The organism is Acidovorax sp. SUPP2825 (genome assembly GCF_030158995.1).
GTDB lineage: Bacteria > Pseudomonadota > Gammaproteobacteria > Burkholderiales > Burkholderiaceae_C > Paracidovorax.
In genome coordinates this window covers 33,633-50,687 of sequence record NZ_BQXK01000016.1, presented here as the reverse complement: position 1 = coordinate 50,687, position 17,055 = coordinate 33,633, and the positions used below count along the sequence as shown (strand labels likewise).

Here is a 17,055-nt window from a genome sequence, read left to right as displayed (position 1 = left end):
CGTTCCGCCAGTCGTCCGTTCCTTCGCCCCGTTCGCCCCTTCACCTTCAAGGAGTGCTGCCATGGATGCCGTTTCCCCCACGCTGATCAACCTGATCATCTTCGTGCTGGCCATCTATGTCGGCTACCACGTGGTGTGGACCGTGACCCCGGCGCTGCACACGCCGCTGATGGCGGTGACGAATGCGATCTCGGCCATCGTGATCGTCGGCGCCATGCTGGCCGCGGCCCTCACCGAGACCACCCTGGGCAAGACCATGGGCGTGCTCGCGGTGGCGCTGGCCGCGGTGAACGTGTTCGGCGGCTTCCTCGTCACGCGGCGCATGCTGGAGATGTTCCGCAAGAAGGAGCGCAAGCCTGCGCACCCCGCTGCCGCCGGCACCGCTTCCGACAAGGCCGCGCCATGAGCATGAACCTCGTCACGCTGCTGTACCTGGTGGCCAGCGTCTGCTTCATCCAGGCGCTCAAGGGGCTCTCGCATCCCACCACCTCGATCCGGGGCAACCTGTTCGGCATGGCCGGCATGGCGATCGCCGTGCTCACCACCGCCGCGCTGATCTGGAGCGTCACGCGCGGCGCGCCCATGGGCTTGGCCTGGGTGCTGCTCGGGCTGCTCGTCGGGGGCGCTGCCGGCACGGTGATGGCCCAGCGGGTGGAGATGACCAAGATGCCCGAGCTGGTCGCCTTCATGCACAGCATGATCGGCCTGGCCGCAGTTTTCATCGCCGTCGCCGCGGTGGCCGAGCCCTGGGCCTTCGGCATCGTGCCGCCCCCTGTGCCGGCCCTGGCCAGCGCCGCCACGCCCGAGGGCACCGTGCTGGTGGAAGGCTTCGCGCGGCTGCCGATCCCGTTCGGCAACCGGCTGGAGCTGTTCCTGGGCGCAGCCATCGGTGCCATCACCTTCAGCGGCTCGGTGATCGCCTTCGGCAAGCTGTCGGGCAAATACAAGTTCCGCTGGTTCCAGGGTGCGCCGGTGCAGTTCAAGGGCCAGCACCTGCTCAACCTCGTGCTGGGCCTGGCGACCGTCGGGCTCGGGCTGGTCTACATGGCCACCGAGAGCTGGACCGCCTTCTTCGCCATGCTGGCGCTGGCGTTCGTGATGGGCGTGCTCATCATCATTCCCATCGGCGGCGCGGACATGCCGGTGGTGGTCTCGATGCTCAACAGCTACTCGGGCTGGGCGGCGGCGGGCATCGGCTTCAGCCTGAACAACAGCATGCTCATCATCGCCGGATCGCTGGTGGGCAGCTCGGGCGCCATCCTGTCCTACATCATGTGCAAGGCGATGAACCGCTCGTTCTTCAACGTGATCCTGGGTGGGTTTGGCGGCGATGCGGCGGCGGCTTCGGCCGGCGGCGCGCAGGCGCAGCGCAGCGTCAAGAGCGGCAGCGCCGACGACGCCGCCTTCGTGCTGGGCAACGCCGAGACCGTGGTGATCGTGCCCGGCTACGGCCTGGCCGTGGCGCGCGCCCAGCATGCGGTCAAGGAGCTGGCCGCCAAGCTGGCCGAGAAGGGCATCACCGTCAAGTACGCCATCCACCCGGTGGCCGGGCGCATGCCGGGCCACATGAACGTGCTGCTCGCCGAGGCCGAGGTGCCCTACGACCAGGTGTTCGAGATGGAAGACATCAACGGCGAATTCGGACAGGTGGACGTGGCGATCATCCTCGGCGCCAACGACGTGGTGAACCCCGCCGCGCACACCAAGGGCAGCCCCATCTACGGCATGCCCATCCTGGAGGCCTACAAGGCCAAGACCGTGATCGTGAACAAGCGTTCCATGGCGGCGGGCTATGCCGGCCTGGACAACGAGTTGTTCTACATGGACAAGACCATGATGGTCTTCGGCGACGCCAAGAAGGTCGTCGAGGACATCGGCAAGGCCATCGAATAGGCCCGCGCTCCGGTGCCGCCCGCGTGGCGGCCGCTGCAGCAGGGGCGCACGGTTTAGGGAAACTACAGACCCCTGGCGCCTTCGCCCGCGACGACAATGCGGGCTCCTTTTTGTAACAGCAGGTTTGGAGACACACAGCATGAATGACCGCCCGTGGCTTGCCGCCTACCCACCCGGGGTGCCGGCCGACATCGACCCGGCGCAGTACCCCTCGCTCATCGCCCTGATGGAAGAGGGCTTCGGCAAGTACGCCGACCGCGTGGCCTACAGCTACATGGGCAAGGATGTGAGCTTCGGCGAGACGGACGTGCAAAGCCGCCACATCGCGGCCTATCTCCAGGGCCTGGGGCTGGCCAGGGGCGACCGCGTCGCGGTCATGATGCCCAACGTGCCGCAGTACCCCGTGGCCGTGGCCGCCATCCTGCGCGCCGGTTTCGTGGTGGTGAACGTGAACCCGCTGTACACCCCGCGTGAACTGGAGCACCAGCTCAAGGACTCGGGCGCCAAGGCCATCGTCATCATCGAGAACTTCGCCGCCACGCTGCAGGCGTGCATCGGCGCCACGCAGGTCAAGCACGTCGTGCTGTGCGCCATGGGCGACCGCCTGGGCTTCCCCAAGGGCCTGATCGTCAACTACGTGGTGCGCAGCGTGAAGAAGCTCGTGCCGCCGTTCAACCTGCCCGGCGCGGTGCGCTTCAACGACGCGCTGTCGCAGGGCGCGCGCGGCACGCTCAAGGTTCCCGACCTGCGCCCCGACGACGTGGCCCTGCTGCAGTACACGGGCGGCACCACGGGCGTGAGCAAGGGCGCCGTGCTCCTGCACCGCAACATCATCGCCAACGTGCTGCAGGCCGAAGCCTGGAAGGTTCCCGTGATGCAGACCGTGCCGGCCAACGAGCAGCCCACCACCGTGTGCGCGCTGCCGCTCTATCACATCTTCGCCTTCACGGTGAACATGATGATGAGCATGCGCACGGGCGCCAAGAACATCCTGCTGCCCAACCCCCGCGACCTGGCGGCGGTGCTCAAGGAGCTTTCGCGGCACACCTTCCACAGCTTCCCGGCCGTGAACACGCTGTTCAACGGCCTGGCCCACCACCCCGACTTCAACACCGTGAACTGGAAGAACCTCAAGGTGTCGGTGGGCGGCGGCATGGCCGTGCAGGGCGCGGTGGCCAAGCTCTGGCTGGAAAAGACCGGCTGCCCCATCTGCGAAGGCTACGGCCTGTCGGAGACCAGCCCCACGGTCGCCTGCAACCCAGCCACCGAAAAGGCGTTCACCGGCACCATCGGCGTGCCGATCTCCAGCACCTACATGAAGCTCATCGACGACGATGGCCGCGACGTGACCGAGCCGGGCGCGCGCGGCGAGATCGCCATCAAGGGCCCGCAAGTCATGGCCGGCTACTGGCAGCGGCCCGACGAGACCGCCAAGGTCATGACGGACGACGGCTACTTCAAGTCCGGTGACATCGGCGTGATCGACGAGCGCGGCTACTTCAAGATCGTGGACCGCAAGAAGGACATGGTGCTGGTGAGCGGCTTCAACGTCTACCCCAACGAGGTCGAGGACGTGGTGGCCACGCTGCCCGGCGTGCTCGAATGCGCGGTGGTGGGCGTGCCCGACGAGAAGACGGGCGAAGCCGTCAAGCTGGTCATCGTCAAGCGAGGCACCGACCTCACCGAGGCGCAGGTGCGCGAGTTCTGCAAGGCCAACCTGACCGGCTACAAGCAGCCCCGCGTGATCGAGTTCCGCGATTCGCTGCCCAAGACCCCGGTAGGCAAGATCCTGCGCCGCGAGTTGCGCGACAAGCGCTAGTGCGGCCCGTCCCGTCCTGGCCCCGGGCCACCCCGGCGCGGGCGCAACCGCTGGGGGCGTTGCGGCCGTGACGACCGCCATCCTCAGTGCTCTGGCCGAAGAGCAGCAGGGCCTCATCGACGCGCTCACCCGGGGGCGCCGCACGCTCCATGCCGGCCGCACGTTCTGGAGCGGCGGCCTGCACGGTCGTGAGGTGGTGCTGGCGCTCTCGGGCATCGGCAAGGTCGCGGCGGCCACCACCGCCACCGCGCTGATCGAGCGCTTCGGCGCGGCGCGCGTGGTGTTCACCGGCGTGGCCGGCGGCCTGGGCGCGGACGTGCAGGTGGGCGACGTGGTCGTGGCGCACGACTTCCTGCAGCACGACATGGACGCCTCGCCCCTGTTCCCCCGCTGGGAGTTGCCCGGCTACGGCCGCACCCGGCTGCCGTGCGATGAAGCGCTGGCCGACCGGCTGGCCGATGCCGCCGGCGAATGCCTGGCCGGTGGCGCAGCCGCGCTGCTGGACGGCGCCGGACTGCAGCCGCCCCTGCGCGCTCCGCGCGTGCACCGGGGCCTGATCGCAAGCGGCGACCGCTTCGTGTCGACCGTGCAGGAATCGCAGTCGCTGCGCGACGCGTTCACCGCCGCCGGCCATGCGGTGCTGGCGGTGGAGATGGAGGGCGCCGCCGTGGCCCAGGTCTGCAGCGACTACGGCGTGCCCTTTGCCGCCGTCCGCACTGTCTCCGACCGCGCGGACGACGCCGCGCACGTGGACTTCCCCCGCTTCGTGCAGGCCGTGGCCAGCCGGTATGCCGATGGCATCATCGGGCGGTGGCTTCAGATGCTATGAAGTTAATAGCTATACGCCGGGACGTTGATTGTGCTGGAGGCCGATTCGGTACGAAATGACCGGCTCGCGGCAGAGCGCGTGGGACGGGAGCGGCCCAGGCGCCCGGAACCCCATGCTGGCCTTGGTCGACGCCGTGCCTTCGCACCCGGCACTCATTCATCCATCCACTGGCGATAAATCTCCTGGAAGCGCCGAACGAGGCGCTCGCCGGGTTGCAGGGCGCCCTTCATGCGCGACGGCCTGGACGACAGCCCGCGCTGCACCGATTCACAAATGCCCCGGTCCTCCGCGAACAGCCGCTCCGCATAGGCGGTGTGCCACGGGCCCACGATTTCCAGCATCGCCATTTCGGCCCGCGTGAGGTCGGGAATCTCGAAGCTGAAGAGCCGGGCAAACATCCTGCAACTGCCGGGGCCGGTCGGCTGGTAATCCATGATGGCGAGTTGCTGGTTGTCGGTGTATCCGATGGTCGTGGCGGGAAAGATGAGGTGGTGCCGGTAGCCATCGGGGTAGGGCACCGGCGCCCGTTTGAAAATTTCGTTCACCCGGGCATCCCGCGCGCGAAGGTAGCGCTTGGGATTCATGCGGGTCACATAGGAGATGGTGTGGTCGGCGTCCGGGTCGCAATCGACCTGAAGCGGCTTTTGGACATCGGCGGCGAAGGTCTCCGCATGCACGGAGAAGGCGTGTTCGAACTCCACCGTGTTTTGCAGTACGACCTTCCAGTTGGCCGCGATGTCCTGCACGTGCTTGGGCCGCTCGGTCCCGATGGCCACGGACATTTGCGTGAGGGCGGGCAGCAGGGGGCCCAGGAATTCGTCCAGGCGGTGGCGGGGCTCCGCGCTGACGAAGATGAACTCGCCCATCACCTCGACTTGCCACATCTCCAGCCGCAGGTCCTGTGTCTGATAGCAGGCCAGGGCCTCATCGCGCCGATGGGGCACGCCAATCGCCATCCCGTCGCCGTCGTAGGTCCACAGGTGGTAGGGGCAGCGGATCGGTCCATGGCCGCTGGGCGCTTCGAAGAACGCGGAAAAGCGGTGGGGACACACATTGGCATAGGCCACAATGCGGCCTTCATGGCGATGGACCACCAGATCCGTCGGGCCGATGATCCGCTTGACGTAGTCGAGTTCGTTCGGGATGTCGCGCGTCAATGCGGCCAAATGCCATGCCCGCCGGAAAATGCGTGCTTGCTCCAAGACCTGCACCTGCGGGTCCGTGTAGCCGGCAGGATCGATGAGATGGTTCTCTGGCATGGCCCATCCTACTTGAACACGGCGATGGGAAAACGCGTGCCGGGGGGCCTGCCCTGCACGTTCCGCCGTGCCTCGTCGCGAACGCAAACGGACCGCGCCGCGGCCTCGAAGGTCACTTCAACCAGCCGCGCTTTCGGAAGTACCACATGGGGCCCAGGGCGCTGGCAACCATCAGCGCCAGCGCGTAGGGGTAGCCCAGCGACCAGTCCAGCTCGGGCATGAACTTGAAGTTCATGCCGTAGACGCTGGCGATCAGCGTCGGCGGCAGCAGGGCGACGCTGGCCACCGAGAAGATCTTGATGATCTTGTTCTGGTTGATGTTGATGAAGCCGACCGTGGCGTCCATCAGGAAGTTGATCTTGTCGAACAGGAACGCCGTGTGGTTATCGAGTGATTCGATGTCGCGCAGGATCTGGCGCGCCTCCTCGAACTGCTCGGCGTTGAGCATCTTGCTGCGCATCATGAAGCTCACGGCGCGGCGAGTGTCCATCACGTTGCGGCGGATGCGGCCGTTCAGGTCCTCCTGGCGCGCGATGGCGGCCAGCACCTCGCCGGCGCGGGCATCGGTCACGTCGCCGGCCAGCACCTGCACGCTGACCTTCTTCAGGTCGTCGTAGATGCCTTCGAGCGTATCGGCGGAGTATTCGGCGTCGGCGTCGAAGAGCTTGAGCAGCACCTCCTTCGCATCCTCGATTAGGCCCGGTGCTCGGCGCGCGCGCATGCGCAGCAGGCGGAAGACGGGCACGTCTTCGTCGTGGATGGAAAAGAGCACGCCCTTGCTCTTGAGCGTGTCGTTGACGAGGTTCAGGATGAAGGCCACGCGCACCGAGCGCGGGTCGTCTTCGTCGTCGATGAGAAAGTCGCTGCGGATGTGCAGCTCGCCGTTGTCTTCTTCATAGAAGCGGGCGGATTCCTCGATGTCCTCGTCCATGGCGTCTTCGGGGATGAAGAGGCCGTAGTGCTGCTTGACCCAGCGTTTTTCTTCGAGGGTGGGCGACTCCAGGTCGACCCAGATGGGCTGGAACTGCGCCAGCTCTTCCAGGGATTCGATTTCTTCCTGGACGAGCCGGCCGTTGGCGAGCGTGAAAATGTTGAGCATGTGGGCTCACTCCCGGTGTGTGATGGGCTTTTTCTGCGAGGGATGGGGCGGCTTTCAACCCTCGGCAGGCCGGGAGCTGAAAGCTACCAACTGGGGTAGGTTTCCACGGAGGAATCTCCAAAAATGCAAGCCGCGGATTATGGCATTGCGCTGCGTCAATCCCATGACACCCGCCGAGGCCCGGCGGGGCCTGACAGCCCGTGCGCGCAGTGCCGGGAAGGCTTTGTTTTCCGTCAGTCCGCCTCGGGCGCGGGGGTGCCCGCCGCCCTCACGGTGGCGAGGGCGCGGCACAGGTCGGCCCAGGCGGCGGCCTTGGCCTCGGGGGCGCGCAGCAGGTAGGCCGGGTCGTAGGTGACGATGGCCGGCGTGCCGCCGTGCAGGGCGTGCAGGCCGGCGCGCAGCCGGCCCAGGGGTTCGCGGCTCTCCAGCACGGCGCGGGCCGCACCCAGGCCGAGCACCAGCACCATCGACGGGCGCAGGGTGGTCAGCGCCTCGTGCAGCGCGTGCGCGATGCCGGCATCGCCGGGGCCCACGGCGCCGGTGCGCTGCACGGCGGCGAAGAACACGCGGGGATGGCGGTGCAGGCGCATGGCGCGCAGCATGTGGTCCAGCAGCTTGCCGGCGTCGCCGGTCAGCGGGGCGTCGGGCGTGGCGCTTTCGGCCAGCACCAGCCAGCCCGAGCCGAGGTCCACCGGCGTGGCCGACGGGTCGGCCTGCGGGTACAGCGGCAGCGGCGCCTGCAGGGCCGCGGCCGCTGTACCCGCGGCCTCGTCTCGCGCCGGTGGCACCGCCGCGGGCGAAGGCATGGGCACCGGGGCCGGGCGGGCCATGGCGGGAGGCGGGGCCTGCGGTGCTGGCGCCAACCGGGGCGCGGCCGGCACGGCGGAGGAGGGGGGGGTATCCGTGGATTCGGCCGCCGGAGTCTTGGCCACGGCCGGCTCCTGCACCGCCACGGAGGCCGCAGCCGGCGCCCACACGGTGATGCCCATCTCGGCCAGCATGGCGCGCTGGCGTGCGTCCAGGTCCAGGCTCATAGCGGCAGGCTCATCACGACGGCATCCTCGCGCTCGCCGCCGTGGGCGGGGTAGTAGCGCTTGCGTTCGCCCACGAAGCGAAAGCCCCGGGCTTCGTAGATCGACCGTGCCCGCGCATTGCTCACGCGCACTTCCAGCCACAGCCATTGCGCGTTGCAGCCGCGCGCCCACAGGGCCAGCGCATCCAGCAGCAGCCGGGCCCAGCCCTGGCGCTGGTGGACGGGGGCCACGGTCAGGTTGAGCAGGTGCACCTCGTCCACGCCTTTCATGGCCACGAAGTAGCCGATCAGTTCATCGCCGGCCATCAGCAGCTGGGTTTCGTAGCCGGCCGCCATGGCATCGATGAAGTTGCCGCGCGTCCAGGGGTGCGTGTAGGCGACCTGTTCGATCGCCAGCAGCGCATCCAGCCGCGCGAGCGTGAGCGGCTCGAACCGGGCTTCTTCGGGGGTGTGGGGAACGGCGCTCATGGGGCACTCAGAATGGGAGGCAGGGCGGCTGCGGCCGCCTGCCTGGCCGCCAGGCGCTCCGCCGTGGTTTGCGCCACTTTATCGCGCACGTACAGCGGCAGGGCTTCGCTGGCCGGTTGCGCGCCCCCCGCAGCGATGCGCGCGGGGGCCAGGTGCAGCAGGGCCAGGGCGGTCGGCAGGGCGAACACGTGGGGGGCGTCGGGTGCGAGCCGCTCGCCATAGGCCGCGCGGGCATTGCCGGCCACGGTGTAGCCGGGCGGCACGGCCACGGACTGCGGCGCGCACAGGCCGAAATCGTCGCCTCCGCGCCAGGTGCCGTCGGCCTGGAATTCGAAGGGCGCGGTGTAGACCTCGTCCATGCGGGCGTCGAGCACCGCCACCACGCGCGTGCAGCCGTGGGCATGGCGGGCCGCCTCGGCCACGGCCAGCAGGGTGTTGATCGGCAGCACCGGCACGCCCGCGCCGCCGCGCGCACCGAACGCCAGTCCCTGCGCCACCGAGCACGCCGTGCGCAGGCCGGTGAACGAGCCTGGGCCGCGCCCGAAGACCACGGCATCCAGCGTGTCGAACGACAGGCCGGCCTCGGCCAGCAACGCCCGGATCGCCGGCAGCAGCGTGGCGGACGCCTGCGCGCCGCCTGGCCCGCTGTGCTCCCAGGTCGCATCGGCGCGCTGTACGGCGATGGACAGGGTGTCGGTACTGGTGTCGAAGGCGAGCAGGTTCATGGGGTGAGGGTGGGTGGCCCGCCCGAAGCGCCGGGTCTGCGAAACCGCAGCCGTGCGCCGCACTTGGTGCTGGGAGCCGGTGCGCATTATCGGCGCCCTGGCCGGCGGCTGCCGTCCCGCCGCGCGCAACCCCCTGCGCGCGGTGCCGGCGTCAGGCGGCCGCGGCTTCCAGCGCCGCCGGCTGGGCCAGGGCGTCGCCCTCGCCGGCCAGCAGGCCCAGGGGGGCGTCGGGGGCGGGCTTGTCGCAGGGCTGGGCGGCCACGCGGGTGGCGATGTCGCGCGCCGCGGGCGAAAAATACAGCCAGAGGTTGTCGCTGGCGAGGTCGTAGCTGGAGAAAAGGGCGCGTCCCGAGCCGGGAGGCGTCATCAGGAACTTCGCCATGAAGATCTGCTGGATCTGGCGCGCGGGCTCGAACGCGTCCTGGTCATTGCCGAGAGCCAATTTGTACCAAGTGCTCACAGTTGCCTTTCTCCCCGGAGGCCGGGACTTCAAGATGGAGGCCATCCTAGGGTGAACCCGAAGGCCGCCGGCCCTCCCCGCGAGCGCATCGATTTGTAGGACGAAGGCCGATCCTCGGCCGCCGGCAGCGCGCCAGGGGGGCGCCGCCGGCGTGCATCGCTAGACTCGTCCGCCATGTTGCAAGTCTTTTCATGGCGCCGGCGTCTGGCCGTGCGCGCGGCCACGCTCGTGGCATTCGCGGGGGCGGCGCTGCCGGCCCTGGCCCAGTCTCCCGCCACGCCCGAGGCCGCTGCCCTGCCGCCCGCGGTCGAGGCCGCCCTGCAGCGCGCCAAGCTGCCGCGCGAGGCCCTGTCGGTGCTGGTGGTGGATGCGGAGGGCCGGCAGGCGCCCCGGCTCGCCTATCGCGCGCAGGTGCCGGTCAATCCCGCCTCGGTCATGAAGCTGGTCACCACCTATGCCGCGCTGGACCAGCTGGGGCCGGCCTTCACCTGGGACACGCCGGTGTACCTGGACGCCCGGCCGCGGTCCGGCAGCCTGCAGGGCAACGTGTACATCAAGGGGCAGGGCGACCCCAAGCTCGTGGTGGAGCGCCTGTGGCTGCTGATGCGGCGCCTGCAGGCGCAGGGCATCCAGGTGATCGTCGGCGACATCGTGCTGGACCGCAGCGCCTTCGACGTGCCCGAGCACGATGCCGCGCGCTTCGACGGCGAGCCCCTGCGCCCCTACAACGCCGCGCCGGACGCGCTGCTGGTCAACTACAAGTCGATCGCCATGACCTTCGTGCCCGATGGCCCGGCCGGGCTGGCGCGCGTGCAGTACGAGCCCCCGCTGGCGGGGGGGCAGTGGCCCGCCACCGTGCCGCTCGCCGCGGCGGGCGCGGAGTGCGGCGACTGGCGCACGGCCCTCAAGGCCGACTTGGCCGACCCCGCCCGCATCGCCTTCCAGGGCGTGTACCCGGCGGCCTGCGGCGAGCGCACCTGGGCGGTGGCGCCGGCCGATCCCGCCGGCTACGCGGCGCGCGCCATCGAAGGCATGTGGCGCGACCTGGGCGGCAAGCTCACCGGCAGCGTGCGCGACGGGCGGGTGCCCGCCGGCCTGGCCCCGGCCTTCAGCACGTCCTCGCCCGCGCTGGCCGAGGTGGTGCGCGACATCAACAAGTACAGCAACAACGTGATGACGCAGCAGGTGTTCCTCACGCTGGCGCTGCAAAAGAACGGCCGCGGCACCTTCGACGGTGCGCGCGCCGTGGTCGGACAGTGGTGGCGCCAGCGCTTTCCCGGCACGGAGGCGCCCGTGCTGGACAACGGCGCGGGCCTGAGCCGCGAGGCACGCATCAGCGCCCAGGCCCTGGCGCGCATGCTGCAGGCCGCGTGGCTGTCGCCCGTCATGCCCGAGCTGGTGTCGTCGCTGCCGATCACCGGCGTGGACGGCACCCTGCGCCGGGCGCAGGGACGGTCGGTGGGCGCGGCCCACCTCAAGACCGGCAGCCTGCGCGACGTCTCGGCCATGGCCGGCTACGTGCACGCCGCCAGCGGCCGCCGCTACGTGATGGTGGCCATCGCCAACCACCCGAATGCTGCCGCGGCACGCCCGGCCATCGAGGCCCTGGTCGATTGGGTGGCCCATGACCGCTGAGGCGTCCTGGACGGGCGCCTGCGCGGCGCGGCTATCGGTAGTTCCCCTGTGCCGGCCCCGGGCGGTGCAGGTTTACGATGGGTCCCAGTAAAACGCACGACCGTGCTATTTTCAACCTGACGGAGAACACCTTGATCTCAAAAACCACTAAAAACAGAGCTTCCTGGGCGGTGACGGCATTGGCGGCAGCCGCTTTGCTGGCGGCCTGCGGGGGCGGCGGCTCGGACACGACGCCCGCCGTGAGCGTGAAGTCCGTGAAGGTCATGGGCGACAGCCTGGCCGACAGCGGCACGTTCGGCTTCAAGTTCACCGTGCAGGGCACGGCGGCCACGGGCGCCGGCTCTAGTTCCGTCTGGCCCGAGCGCGTCGCGGCGAGCTACGGGCAGACGCTGTGCGCGCACTACCAGTCGACCGGCACCACGTTCGGCACGCGGGCGGAATGCACCAACTACGCCGTGGGCGGCGGGCGCATCAACAACTTCACGGCGCCCACCTCGCCGGTCTCCATCACCAAGCAGATCCAGGATGCCGGCGCCGCCGGATTCACCGACACCGACCTGGTGCTGATCGACGGCGGCGCCAACGACGCGGCCGACCTGATCGGCGCCTACCTGCGCGCCTCGAGCGACGGCGGCGCCACCTACCGCGCCGTGCTGGGCACGCTGCTGGACGCCAACACCGTGAACACCGCCCTGGCCGGCGGCGCGACCGGCATGGCGCAGGTGGGCGGGCTGTACATGCAGACGCTGGCCACGCGTTTCGCGGCCACCATCAAGACCAACACGCTGGACAAGGGCGCCAAGCGCGTCGCGGTGCTCAACGCCCCGGGCATCACCCTCACCCCGCGGTTCCGCCTGGTGGTGGCCTCCATCGCGGCCGCCAACGGTGCGGCCGCCGCCGCCCAGGCCGAAGCCCTGTTCGACGGCTGGATCCAGGCCTACAACGCCCGCCTGGCCACCAGCCTGGGGACCGACAGCCGCCTGGCCCTGGTGGACTTCTACAGCTCGTTCAAGGACCAGGCCACCAACCCGGCCCAGTACCAGCTGACCAACGTCTCGACCGCTGCCTGCCCGGCCACCGGCGTGGGCAGCGATGGCCTGCCGACCTACTCCTTCCCGACCTGCACGTCGGCCGCCCTGTCGGCCCGCACGCCCCCTGCAGGCGCCACGGGCGGTGCCGACTGGTGGAAGTCCTACGGCTTTGCCGACAGCTTCCACCCCACGCCGTATGGCCACCAGCTGGTCGCCCAGCTGGTGTCGCGTTCCCTGTCCACCGCCGGTTGGCTCTGATTGCCCAGGCCCCATCCCCTTCGAGGAGTTTTCATGAAGCCATTTTCCTGGGGCTGCGTGGCGATCGCCGCGGCCGCCGTCTGCGGCACGGCCAGCGCACAAGTCGCCGGCACGTTGAGCCTGCGCGCCGGCGTGACCCAAATCTCGCCCCAAGTCAAAAGCGGCAACCTGAGCGCGCCGAGCTTTCCCGGCACCCGCGTGGACGTGCATTCCGCCACGGCGCTGACCGGCGGCCTGAACTACATGTTGACCGACCACTGGGCGGTGGACGTGCCCATCGGCCTGCCGTTCAAGCACTCGTTCTACGGTGACGGCGCCATCGGCGGTGTGGGCAAGGTGGGCGAGACCAAGGTGGTGCCTGCCACGGTGTTCGCGCAGTACCGTTTCCAAGAGGCCAACGCGGCCTTCCGGCCCTATGCCGGGCTGGGCGTGACCTATGCCAAGTTCTTCAAGGAGCGCACCACCGCCACGCTGAACGGGCTGACGGGTGGCACGCCGGCCAATCCCACCACCGCGTCGATCGACGACAAGTGGGGCGTCACTGCGCAGGTCGGCTTCGTATGGCAGTTCAACGAGCGCTGGTTCCTGGACGCGGCCTATTACAAAGGCTTCCTCAAGACCACCACGCGCCTGTCGAGCGGGCAGAACATCGACATCAAGCTCAACCCCAACGTGTTCGCGGTCGGGATCGGCTACCGGTTCTGAGGCCCCCCGCCGGGCCCTGTGCCGCACGGAGCCTGCGGCACCATCAAAAAAGCCGACCCGAGGGTCGGCTTTTTCGCGTGGGCTGCAAGGCGCTTACCAGCGAGCGCGCAGGCGGTCGTACGCGTAGGTGCCGAACTGGCGCTGGGCCGAAGGCGTGAAGTAAACGCGGTCGGCGAACACGTACTTGTCCTGGGCGGCGCCGGTCAGCAGCGTGGAGGCGTTGCACAGCAGCGAGTTGACCTGGCCTGCGCCGATGCCGATGCCGTTGTTCGGGTCCACCGAGGTGCAGACGGCGTTGTCCTTGTCGGTGAAGCCGTAGCCCGAAGGCGAGCCTACGAACACGTTGCCGTAGTAGGCCAGATCGACGTACAGCACCGTGGTGCCGAGGTCTTCGATGTTCACCAGCAGGGCCTGGTTGAACTGCGTGCTGGCGTTGCTCAGCAGCGTGGTCTGGTTGATGCCCACGGCCCAGGGGCTCTTGCCCAGGTCGTAGGTGCCGGTCACCACCACGTGCTTGGCACCGGCGTTGGACAGGCGGCGCACCTGCGCGGCCAGTTCCTTGCCGGCCGTGGCCGCGTTGGTGAGGAACTGCGCGCTGGTCTGCGTGCCCGCGTTCACCGCGGCCATGCCGGCGATCACGTCGCTGATGCCGCCGTTGATCAGCACCAGGTCGTTCTCGGCGAAGCCGCCCTTGGACAGGAAGGTGTCGATCTGTTGGGTGACGGACGGGGTGGTGGTCCGGCCGGCGGCGTCGGTGGTGGCCGTCACGCGGGCATTGCCCTGCGCGTAGCCCGTGCCGCCCGCTGCGGCGGCGGTGAAGCTCTTGCCGTAGTTGTTGGCGATCTGCTGGGCCCAGTTGTTGATGCTGCCGTCGTTGACCGTGTAGCGGGCCCCGTTCTGGCCGATGTCGGTGAAGCCGTCACCGAACGTGATGAACCGGTCGGGCGTGATGGCCGACTCGGTTGTGCTCGAACCGCAAGCCGCGAGCAACGTGGCCGTTGCACAAGCGGCGACCACGAGGGTGCGGCGCATCCAATTTGCTGCCATGGGTTTTTCTCCAGAAAATGTGGCGAGAGTTTAACGACTGGCGCGGCACGGCCTGCAACAGGGCGTGCCGCGGGACATGCGATCCGGGTTATGCGGCCGCGGCACGCTGCAGGCGGTCGCGCACGCCTTCCCATTCGGGGGTGGCGGGCGGGGCTTCGATCCAGATCAGCTTCACGCCGTCGTCGTCGAAGGCGCGCAGCATGGCAAAGAGCTGCTGGGCGGTGGCCGTGGCATCGTCAGGCATGCGCCGCACCTGCACTTTGGCCGAGCGCGAGCGCAGCGGGCTGCGCGCATAGACGGCCAGGTGCGCGGCATCGGCGCCCAGCAGGTCCAGCCCGGTCTGCAGCGCCTTGGCCTCCATCAGCCGCACCTTGGCGGCCGGGGCGTAATGGGCCTCCAGCGTGCCCGACGCGCGCGGGGTGTGCGCGGGCAGGTCCTCCTTCGACAGCGGCGCCAGGCCGCACGCCTGGGCGATCTGCGCGCGGGTGATGGCCCCGGGCCGCAGCAGCACCGGCACGCCGCGCGTGCAATCGACGATGGTCGATTCGATGCCCACGCCGCAGGGCCCGCCGTCCAGCACCAGCAGCGCCTCGCCCAGCTCGTCCTGCACGTGCAGGGCGGTGGTGGGGCTCACGCGGCCGAAACGGTTGGCGCTGGGCGCGGCCACGCCCCACACGGGGCGGCCCTCCAGCGCCGGGTCGTCCGATGCGCCGGCGCGCAGCACGGCCTGGGCGACGGGGTGGGCGGGGCAGCGCAGGCCCACGCTGTCCTGGCCGCCCGTGGCGGCCGTGGCCACGCCGGGCCGGCGCGGCAGGATGAGGGTGAGCGGGCCGGGCCAGAACGCATCGACCAGCGCCTGCGCGAATGCCGGCACTTCGCTGGCGAAGTGGGCGATGCCGCCGGCATCGGCCACGTGCACGATCAGCGGGTGGTCGCTCGGCCGGCCCTTGGCGGCGAAGATCTGCGCCACGGCGGCATCGCTGGCCGCGTCGGCGGCCAGGCCGTACACCGTCTCGGTGGGCAGGCCCAGCAGCGCGCCCGTGCGCAGGGCGCGCGCGGCGGCGGCGATGGATTCGGGGCGTTGGCCGTCGAGGATCATTTTGTGTGCGGGCCCGGGTTCAGAAGGCGTCGATGCCCAGCAGCGCCGCCGCCTGAAGCGCCGTAGCGCGCGCGGCCTCGGCGGTGGTAGCCGTCACGTTCAGGTGGCCCATCTTGCGGCCGGGCTTGGCGTCGGCCTTGCCGTACAGGTGCAGGTGCGTGCCCGGCAGCGCCAGCACCGCGTCCCAGGCGGGCGTGCGGGCGTGCGGGCCGTGCGTGAACCACAGGTCGCCCAGCAGGTTGAGCATGACGGCGGGGCTGTGCTGGCGCGGCTGCGTGAGCGGCAGGCCGGCCATGGCGCGCACCTGCAGTTCGAACTGCGAGACGTCGCACGCGTTCTGGCTGTAGTGGCCGCTGTTGTGCGGGCGCGGGGCGATCTCGTTGACCACCAGTTCGCCGCCGTCGAGCACGAAGAACTCCACGCACAGCACACCCACGTAATTCAGGCCGTTTGCTATCGATTTAGAAGCATCGATGGCATGTCCCACTAGGGCATGAGGCACATTTCCCTCGTAAACCTCCGTGACCGCCAGAATGCCGTCCCGGTGCAGGTTGCGCTGCACGGGCAGGTGCACGCAGATGCCGTCGGCGCCGCGCGCCACGATCACCGAGCATTCGAGGGCCAAAGGCAGCATCTTTTCCAGCACGCAGGGCACGCCGCCCATGGCCTGCCATGCGGCGGCGAGTTCGGCCGGCGTCTTCACGCGGGACTGGCCCTTGCCGTCGTAGCCCATGCGCGCCGTCTTCAGGATGCCGGGCAGAAGATCGGGCGCCACGGCCGCCAGATCGGCAGCGGTTTCGATCACCGCGTAGGGCGCGCAGGGCACGCCGCAGCGCACGAAATGGGCCTTCTCCTGGGCGCGGTCCTGCGCAATGGCCACGGCGCTCGCGGCCGGTGCCACCGGGCGCTCGGCGCCCAGCGTGCGCAGCGCCTGGGCCGGCACGTTCTCGAATTCGGTCGTGATGGCATCGCACAGGCCGGCCAGCCGGGCGAGGCCCTCCGGGTCCTCGTAGGCGGTGCGGATGTGGTGGTGGCTCACCAAGCCGGCGGGGCTGTCCGCGTCGGCATCCAGCACGGCCGTGAAGTAGCCCATGGCCTGCGCCGCGTGCACGAACATGCGGCCGAGCTGGCCGCCGCCGACCACGCCGAGCGTGCTGCCGGGCAGCAGCGGGGGCCTCGGCTGCGCGCTCATGCGGACACCGGCGGCAGGGCCATGGCGCGCGCCGCGGCGGTCTGCTCGGCGCGGAAGGCCTCGAGCCGCTCGCGCAATGCGGGGTCCTCGGTGGCCAGCAGGGCCACGGCGAACAGCGCCGCATTGGCCGCACCCGCCGTGCCGATGGCGAACGTCGCCACCGGAATGCCCTTGGGCATCTGCACGATGCTGTGCAGCGAATCGACGCCCTGCAGGTGGCGGCTGGCCACCGGCACGCCGAGCACCGGCACCGTGGTCTTGGCGGCGATCATGCCCGGCAGGTGGGCCGCGCCCCCCGCACCTGCGATGATGGCCTTGAGCCCCGCGCCGGCCGCTGCCTCGGCATAGGCGAACATGTCGTCCGGCATGCGGTGGGCCGAGACCACGCGGGCTTCGTGGGCGATGCCGAATTGCTGGAGAATCTGCACTGCGTGCTGCATGGTCTCCCAGTCGCTGCTGGAGCCCATGACCACACCGATCTGGATGGGTTTCATGTGAGTGGG

General features: G+C 69.6%; 17 protein-coding genes. 7 read left to right on the top strand and 10 right to left on the bottom strand.

The features are described from left to right. The first annotated feature begins 61 nt into the window (after positions 1-61). From AVAK2825_RS18605 to AVAK2825_RS18590, 4 genes are all read left to right on the top strand, one after another. Positions 62-406, top strand: a complete 345-nt coding sequence (locus AVAK2825_RS18605; protein ID WP_284401626.1) for an NAD(P) transhydrogenase subunit alpha part 2 — start codon at positions 62-64, stop codon at positions 404-406. After that, a complete protein-coding gene (locus AVAK2825_RS18600) occupies positions 403-1,893 on the top strand; it encodes an NAD(P)(+) transhydrogenase (Re/Si-specific) subunit beta (protein WP_272566725.1) in 1,491 nt (496 codons plus the stop codon). The genes AVAK2825_RS18605 and AVAK2825_RS18600 overlap by 4 nt, the downstream gene beginning before the upstream one ends. A gap of 139 nt (positions 1,894-2,032) precedes the next feature. Further along, positions 2,033-3,712: a long-chain-fatty-acid--CoA ligase gene (locus tag AVAK2825_RS18595; RefSeq protein WP_284401624.1), complete on the top strand. Its 1,680-nt coding sequence runs from the start codon at positions 2,033-2,035 to the stop codon at positions 3,710-3,712. 67 nt (positions 3,713-3,779) lie between these two features. Beyond that, the gene (locus AVAK2825_RS18590; protein ID WP_284401621.1) at positions 3,780-4,541 is read left to right on the top strand and encodes a 5'-methylthioadenosine/adenosylhomocysteine nucleosidase; all 762 of its coding nucleotides are present in this window, start codon (positions 3,780-3,782) and stop codon (positions 4,539-4,541) included. Positions 4,542-4,693: 152 nt separating this feature from the next. Here the strand turns inward: AVAK2825_RS18590 and AVAK2825_RS18585 are convergent, their stop codons facing one another. From AVAK2825_RS18585 to AVAK2825_RS18560, 6 genes are all read right to left on the bottom strand, one after another. Beyond that, a complete protein-coding gene (locus tag AVAK2825_RS18585) occupies positions 4,694-5,800 on the bottom strand; it encodes an aromatic ring-hydroxylating oxygenase subunit alpha (protein WP_284401619.1) in 1,107 nt (368 codons plus the stop codon). Between the two features lie 112 nt (positions 5,801-5,912). Next, a complete protein-coding gene (gene corA / locus AVAK2825_RS18580; RefSeq protein WP_092742874.1) occupies positions 5,913-6,899 on the bottom strand; it encodes a magnesium/cobalt transporter CorA in 987 nt (328 codons plus the stop codon). Between the two features lie 233 nt (positions 6,900-7,132). Further along, positions 7,133-7,933, bottom strand: a complete 801-nt coding sequence (locus AVAK2825_RS18575) for a uracil-DNA glycosylase family protein (RefSeq protein ID WP_284401615.1) — start codon at positions 7,931-7,933, stop codon at positions 7,133-7,135. Then, positions 7,930-8,400: a ribosomal protein S18-alanine N-acetyltransferase gene (gene rimI / locus AVAK2825_RS18570; protein ID WP_284401612.1), complete on the bottom strand. Its 471-nt coding sequence runs from the start codon at positions 8,398-8,400 to the stop codon at positions 7,930-7,932. Before rimI ends, AVAK2825_RS18575 begins: the two co-directional genes overlap by 4 nt. Further along, the gene (tsaB, locus tag AVAK2825_RS18565) at positions 8,397-9,125 is read right to left on the bottom strand and encodes a tRNA (adenosine(37)-N6)-threonylcarbamoyltransferase complex dimerization subunit type 1 TsaB (RefSeq protein WP_284401610.1); all 729 of its coding nucleotides are present in this window, start codon (positions 9,123-9,125) and stop codon (positions 8,397-8,399) included. Before tsaB ends, rimI begins: the two co-directional genes overlap by 4 nt. A 151-nt stretch (positions 9,126-9,276) precedes the next feature. Then, complete coding sequence (locus AVAK2825_RS18560; RefSeq protein ID WP_272550553.1) at positions 9,277-9,585, bottom strand: hypothetical protein; 309 nt, start codon at positions 9,583-9,585, stop codon at positions 9,277-9,279. Positions 9,586-9,759: 174 nt separating this feature from the next. On the opposite strand from AVAK2825_RS18560, the gene dacB reads away from it, so the two are divergent. The 3 genes from dacB (at position 9,760) to AVAK2825_RS18545 (ending at position 13,214) form a co-directional block, all read left to right on the top strand. After that, positions 9,760-11,220 (top strand): D-alanyl-D-alanine carboxypeptidase/D-alanyl-D-alanine endopeptidase, encoded by a 1,461-nt coding sequence (gene dacB, locus AVAK2825_RS18555; RefSeq protein WP_284401606.1) that lies wholly within the window; start codon positions 9,760-9,762, stop codon positions 11,218-11,220. A gap of 131 nt (positions 11,221-11,351) precedes the next feature. Continuing rightward, positions 11,352-12,509, top strand: coding sequence for an SGNH/GDSL hydrolase family protein (locus AVAK2825_RS18550; protein ID WP_284401603.1), 1,158 nt, complete (start codon positions 11,352-11,354; stop codon positions 12,507-12,509). A 33-nt stretch (positions 12,510-12,542) separates the two neighbouring features. Next, on the top strand, positions 12,543-13,214 hold the full coding sequence (locus AVAK2825_RS18545) for an OmpW/AlkL family protein (RefSeq protein WP_284401601.1): 672 nt from the start codon (positions 12,543-12,545) through the stop codon (positions 13,212-13,214). A gap of 93 nt (positions 13,215-13,307) precedes the next feature. Here the strand turns inward: AVAK2825_RS18545 and AVAK2825_RS18540 are convergent, their stop codons facing one another. The 4 genes from AVAK2825_RS18540 to purE all read right to left on the bottom strand — a co-directional run bounded on the left by AVAK2825_RS18540 (position 13,308) and on the right by purE (position 17,046). After that, complete coding sequence (locus tag AVAK2825_RS18540; RefSeq protein WP_272566738.1) at positions 13,308-14,261, bottom strand: SGNH/GDSL hydrolase family protein; 954 nt, start codon at positions 14,259-14,261, stop codon at positions 13,308-13,310. Between the two features lie 88 nt (positions 14,262-14,349). After that, on the bottom strand, positions 14,350-15,360 hold the full coding sequence (locus AVAK2825_RS18535; protein WP_284401598.1) for an L-threonylcarbamoyladenylate synthase: 1,011 nt from the start codon (positions 15,358-15,360) through the stop codon (positions 14,350-14,352). Positions 15,361-15,379: 19 nt separating this feature from the next. After that, positions 15,380-16,552, bottom strand: a complete 1,173-nt coding sequence (locus AVAK2825_RS18530; RefSeq protein ID WP_284401596.1) for a 5-(carboxyamino)imidazole ribonucleotide synthase — start codon at positions 16,550-16,552, stop codon at positions 15,380-15,382. Beyond that, positions 16,549-17,046 carry a 5-(carboxyamino)imidazole ribonucleotide mutase gene (gene purE, locus AVAK2825_RS18525; RefSeq protein ID WP_272566742.1) on the bottom strand — a complete coding sequence of 166 codons (498 nt, stop codon included), beginning with the start codon at positions 17,044-17,046 and terminating at the stop codon, positions 16,549-16,551. Before purE ends, AVAK2825_RS18530 begins: the two co-directional genes overlap by 4 nt. Positions 17,047-17,055 lie beyond the last annotated feature (9 nt).

Coding starts and splice junctions, on each gene's coding strand:
- AVAK2825_RS18605 (WP_284401626.1), top strand. CDS start 62: ATGGATGCCGTTTCCCCCACGCTGATCAACCTGATCATCTTCGTGCTG.
- AVAK2825_RS18600 (WP_272566725.1), top strand. CDS start 403: ATGAGCATGAACCTCGTCACGCTGCTGTACCTGGTGGCCAGCGTCTGC.
- AVAK2825_RS18595 (WP_284401624.1), top strand. CDS start 2,033: ATGAATGACCGCCCGTGGCTTGCCGCCTACCCACCCGGGGTGCCGGCC.
- AVAK2825_RS18585 (WP_284401619.1), bottom strand. CDS start 5,800: ATGCCAGAGAACCATCTCATCGATCCTGCCGGCTACACGGACCCGCAG.
- corA (WP_092742874.1), bottom strand. CDS start 6,899: ATGCTCAACATTTTCACGCTCGCCAACGGCCGGCTCGTCCAGGAAGAA.
- AVAK2825_RS18575 (WP_284401615.1), bottom strand. CDS start 7,933: ATGAGCCTGGACCTGGACGCACGCCAGCGCGCCATGCTGGCCGAGATG.
- rimI (WP_284401612.1), bottom strand. CDS start 8,400: ATGAGCGCCGTTCCCCACACCCCCGAAGAAGCCCGGTTCGAGCCGCTC.
- tsaB (WP_284401610.1), bottom strand. CDS start 9,125: ATGAACCTGCTCGCCTTCGACACCAGTACCGACACCCTGTCCATCGCC.
- dacB (WP_284401606.1), top strand. CDS start 9,760: ATGTTGCAAGTCTTTTCATGGCGCCGGCGTCTGGCCGTGCGCGCGGCC.
- AVAK2825_RS18545 (WP_284401601.1), top strand. CDS start 12,543: ATGAAGCCATTTTCCTGGGGCTGCGTGGCGATCGCCGCGGCCGCCGTC.
- AVAK2825_RS18540 (WP_272566738.1), bottom strand. CDS start 14,261: ATGGCAGCAAATTGGATGCGCCGCACCCTCGTGGTCGCCGCTTGTGCA.
- AVAK2825_RS18535 (WP_284401598.1), bottom strand. CDS start 15,360: ATGATCCTCGACGGCCAACGCCCCGAATCCATCGCCGCCGCCGCGCGC.
- AVAK2825_RS18530 (WP_284401596.1), bottom strand. CDS start 16,552: ATGAGCGCGCAGCCGAGGCCCCCGCTGCTGCCCGGCAGCACGCTCGGC.
- purE (WP_272566742.1), bottom strand. CDS start 17,046: ATGAAACCCATCCAGATCGGTGTGGTCATGGGCTCCAGCAGCGACTGG.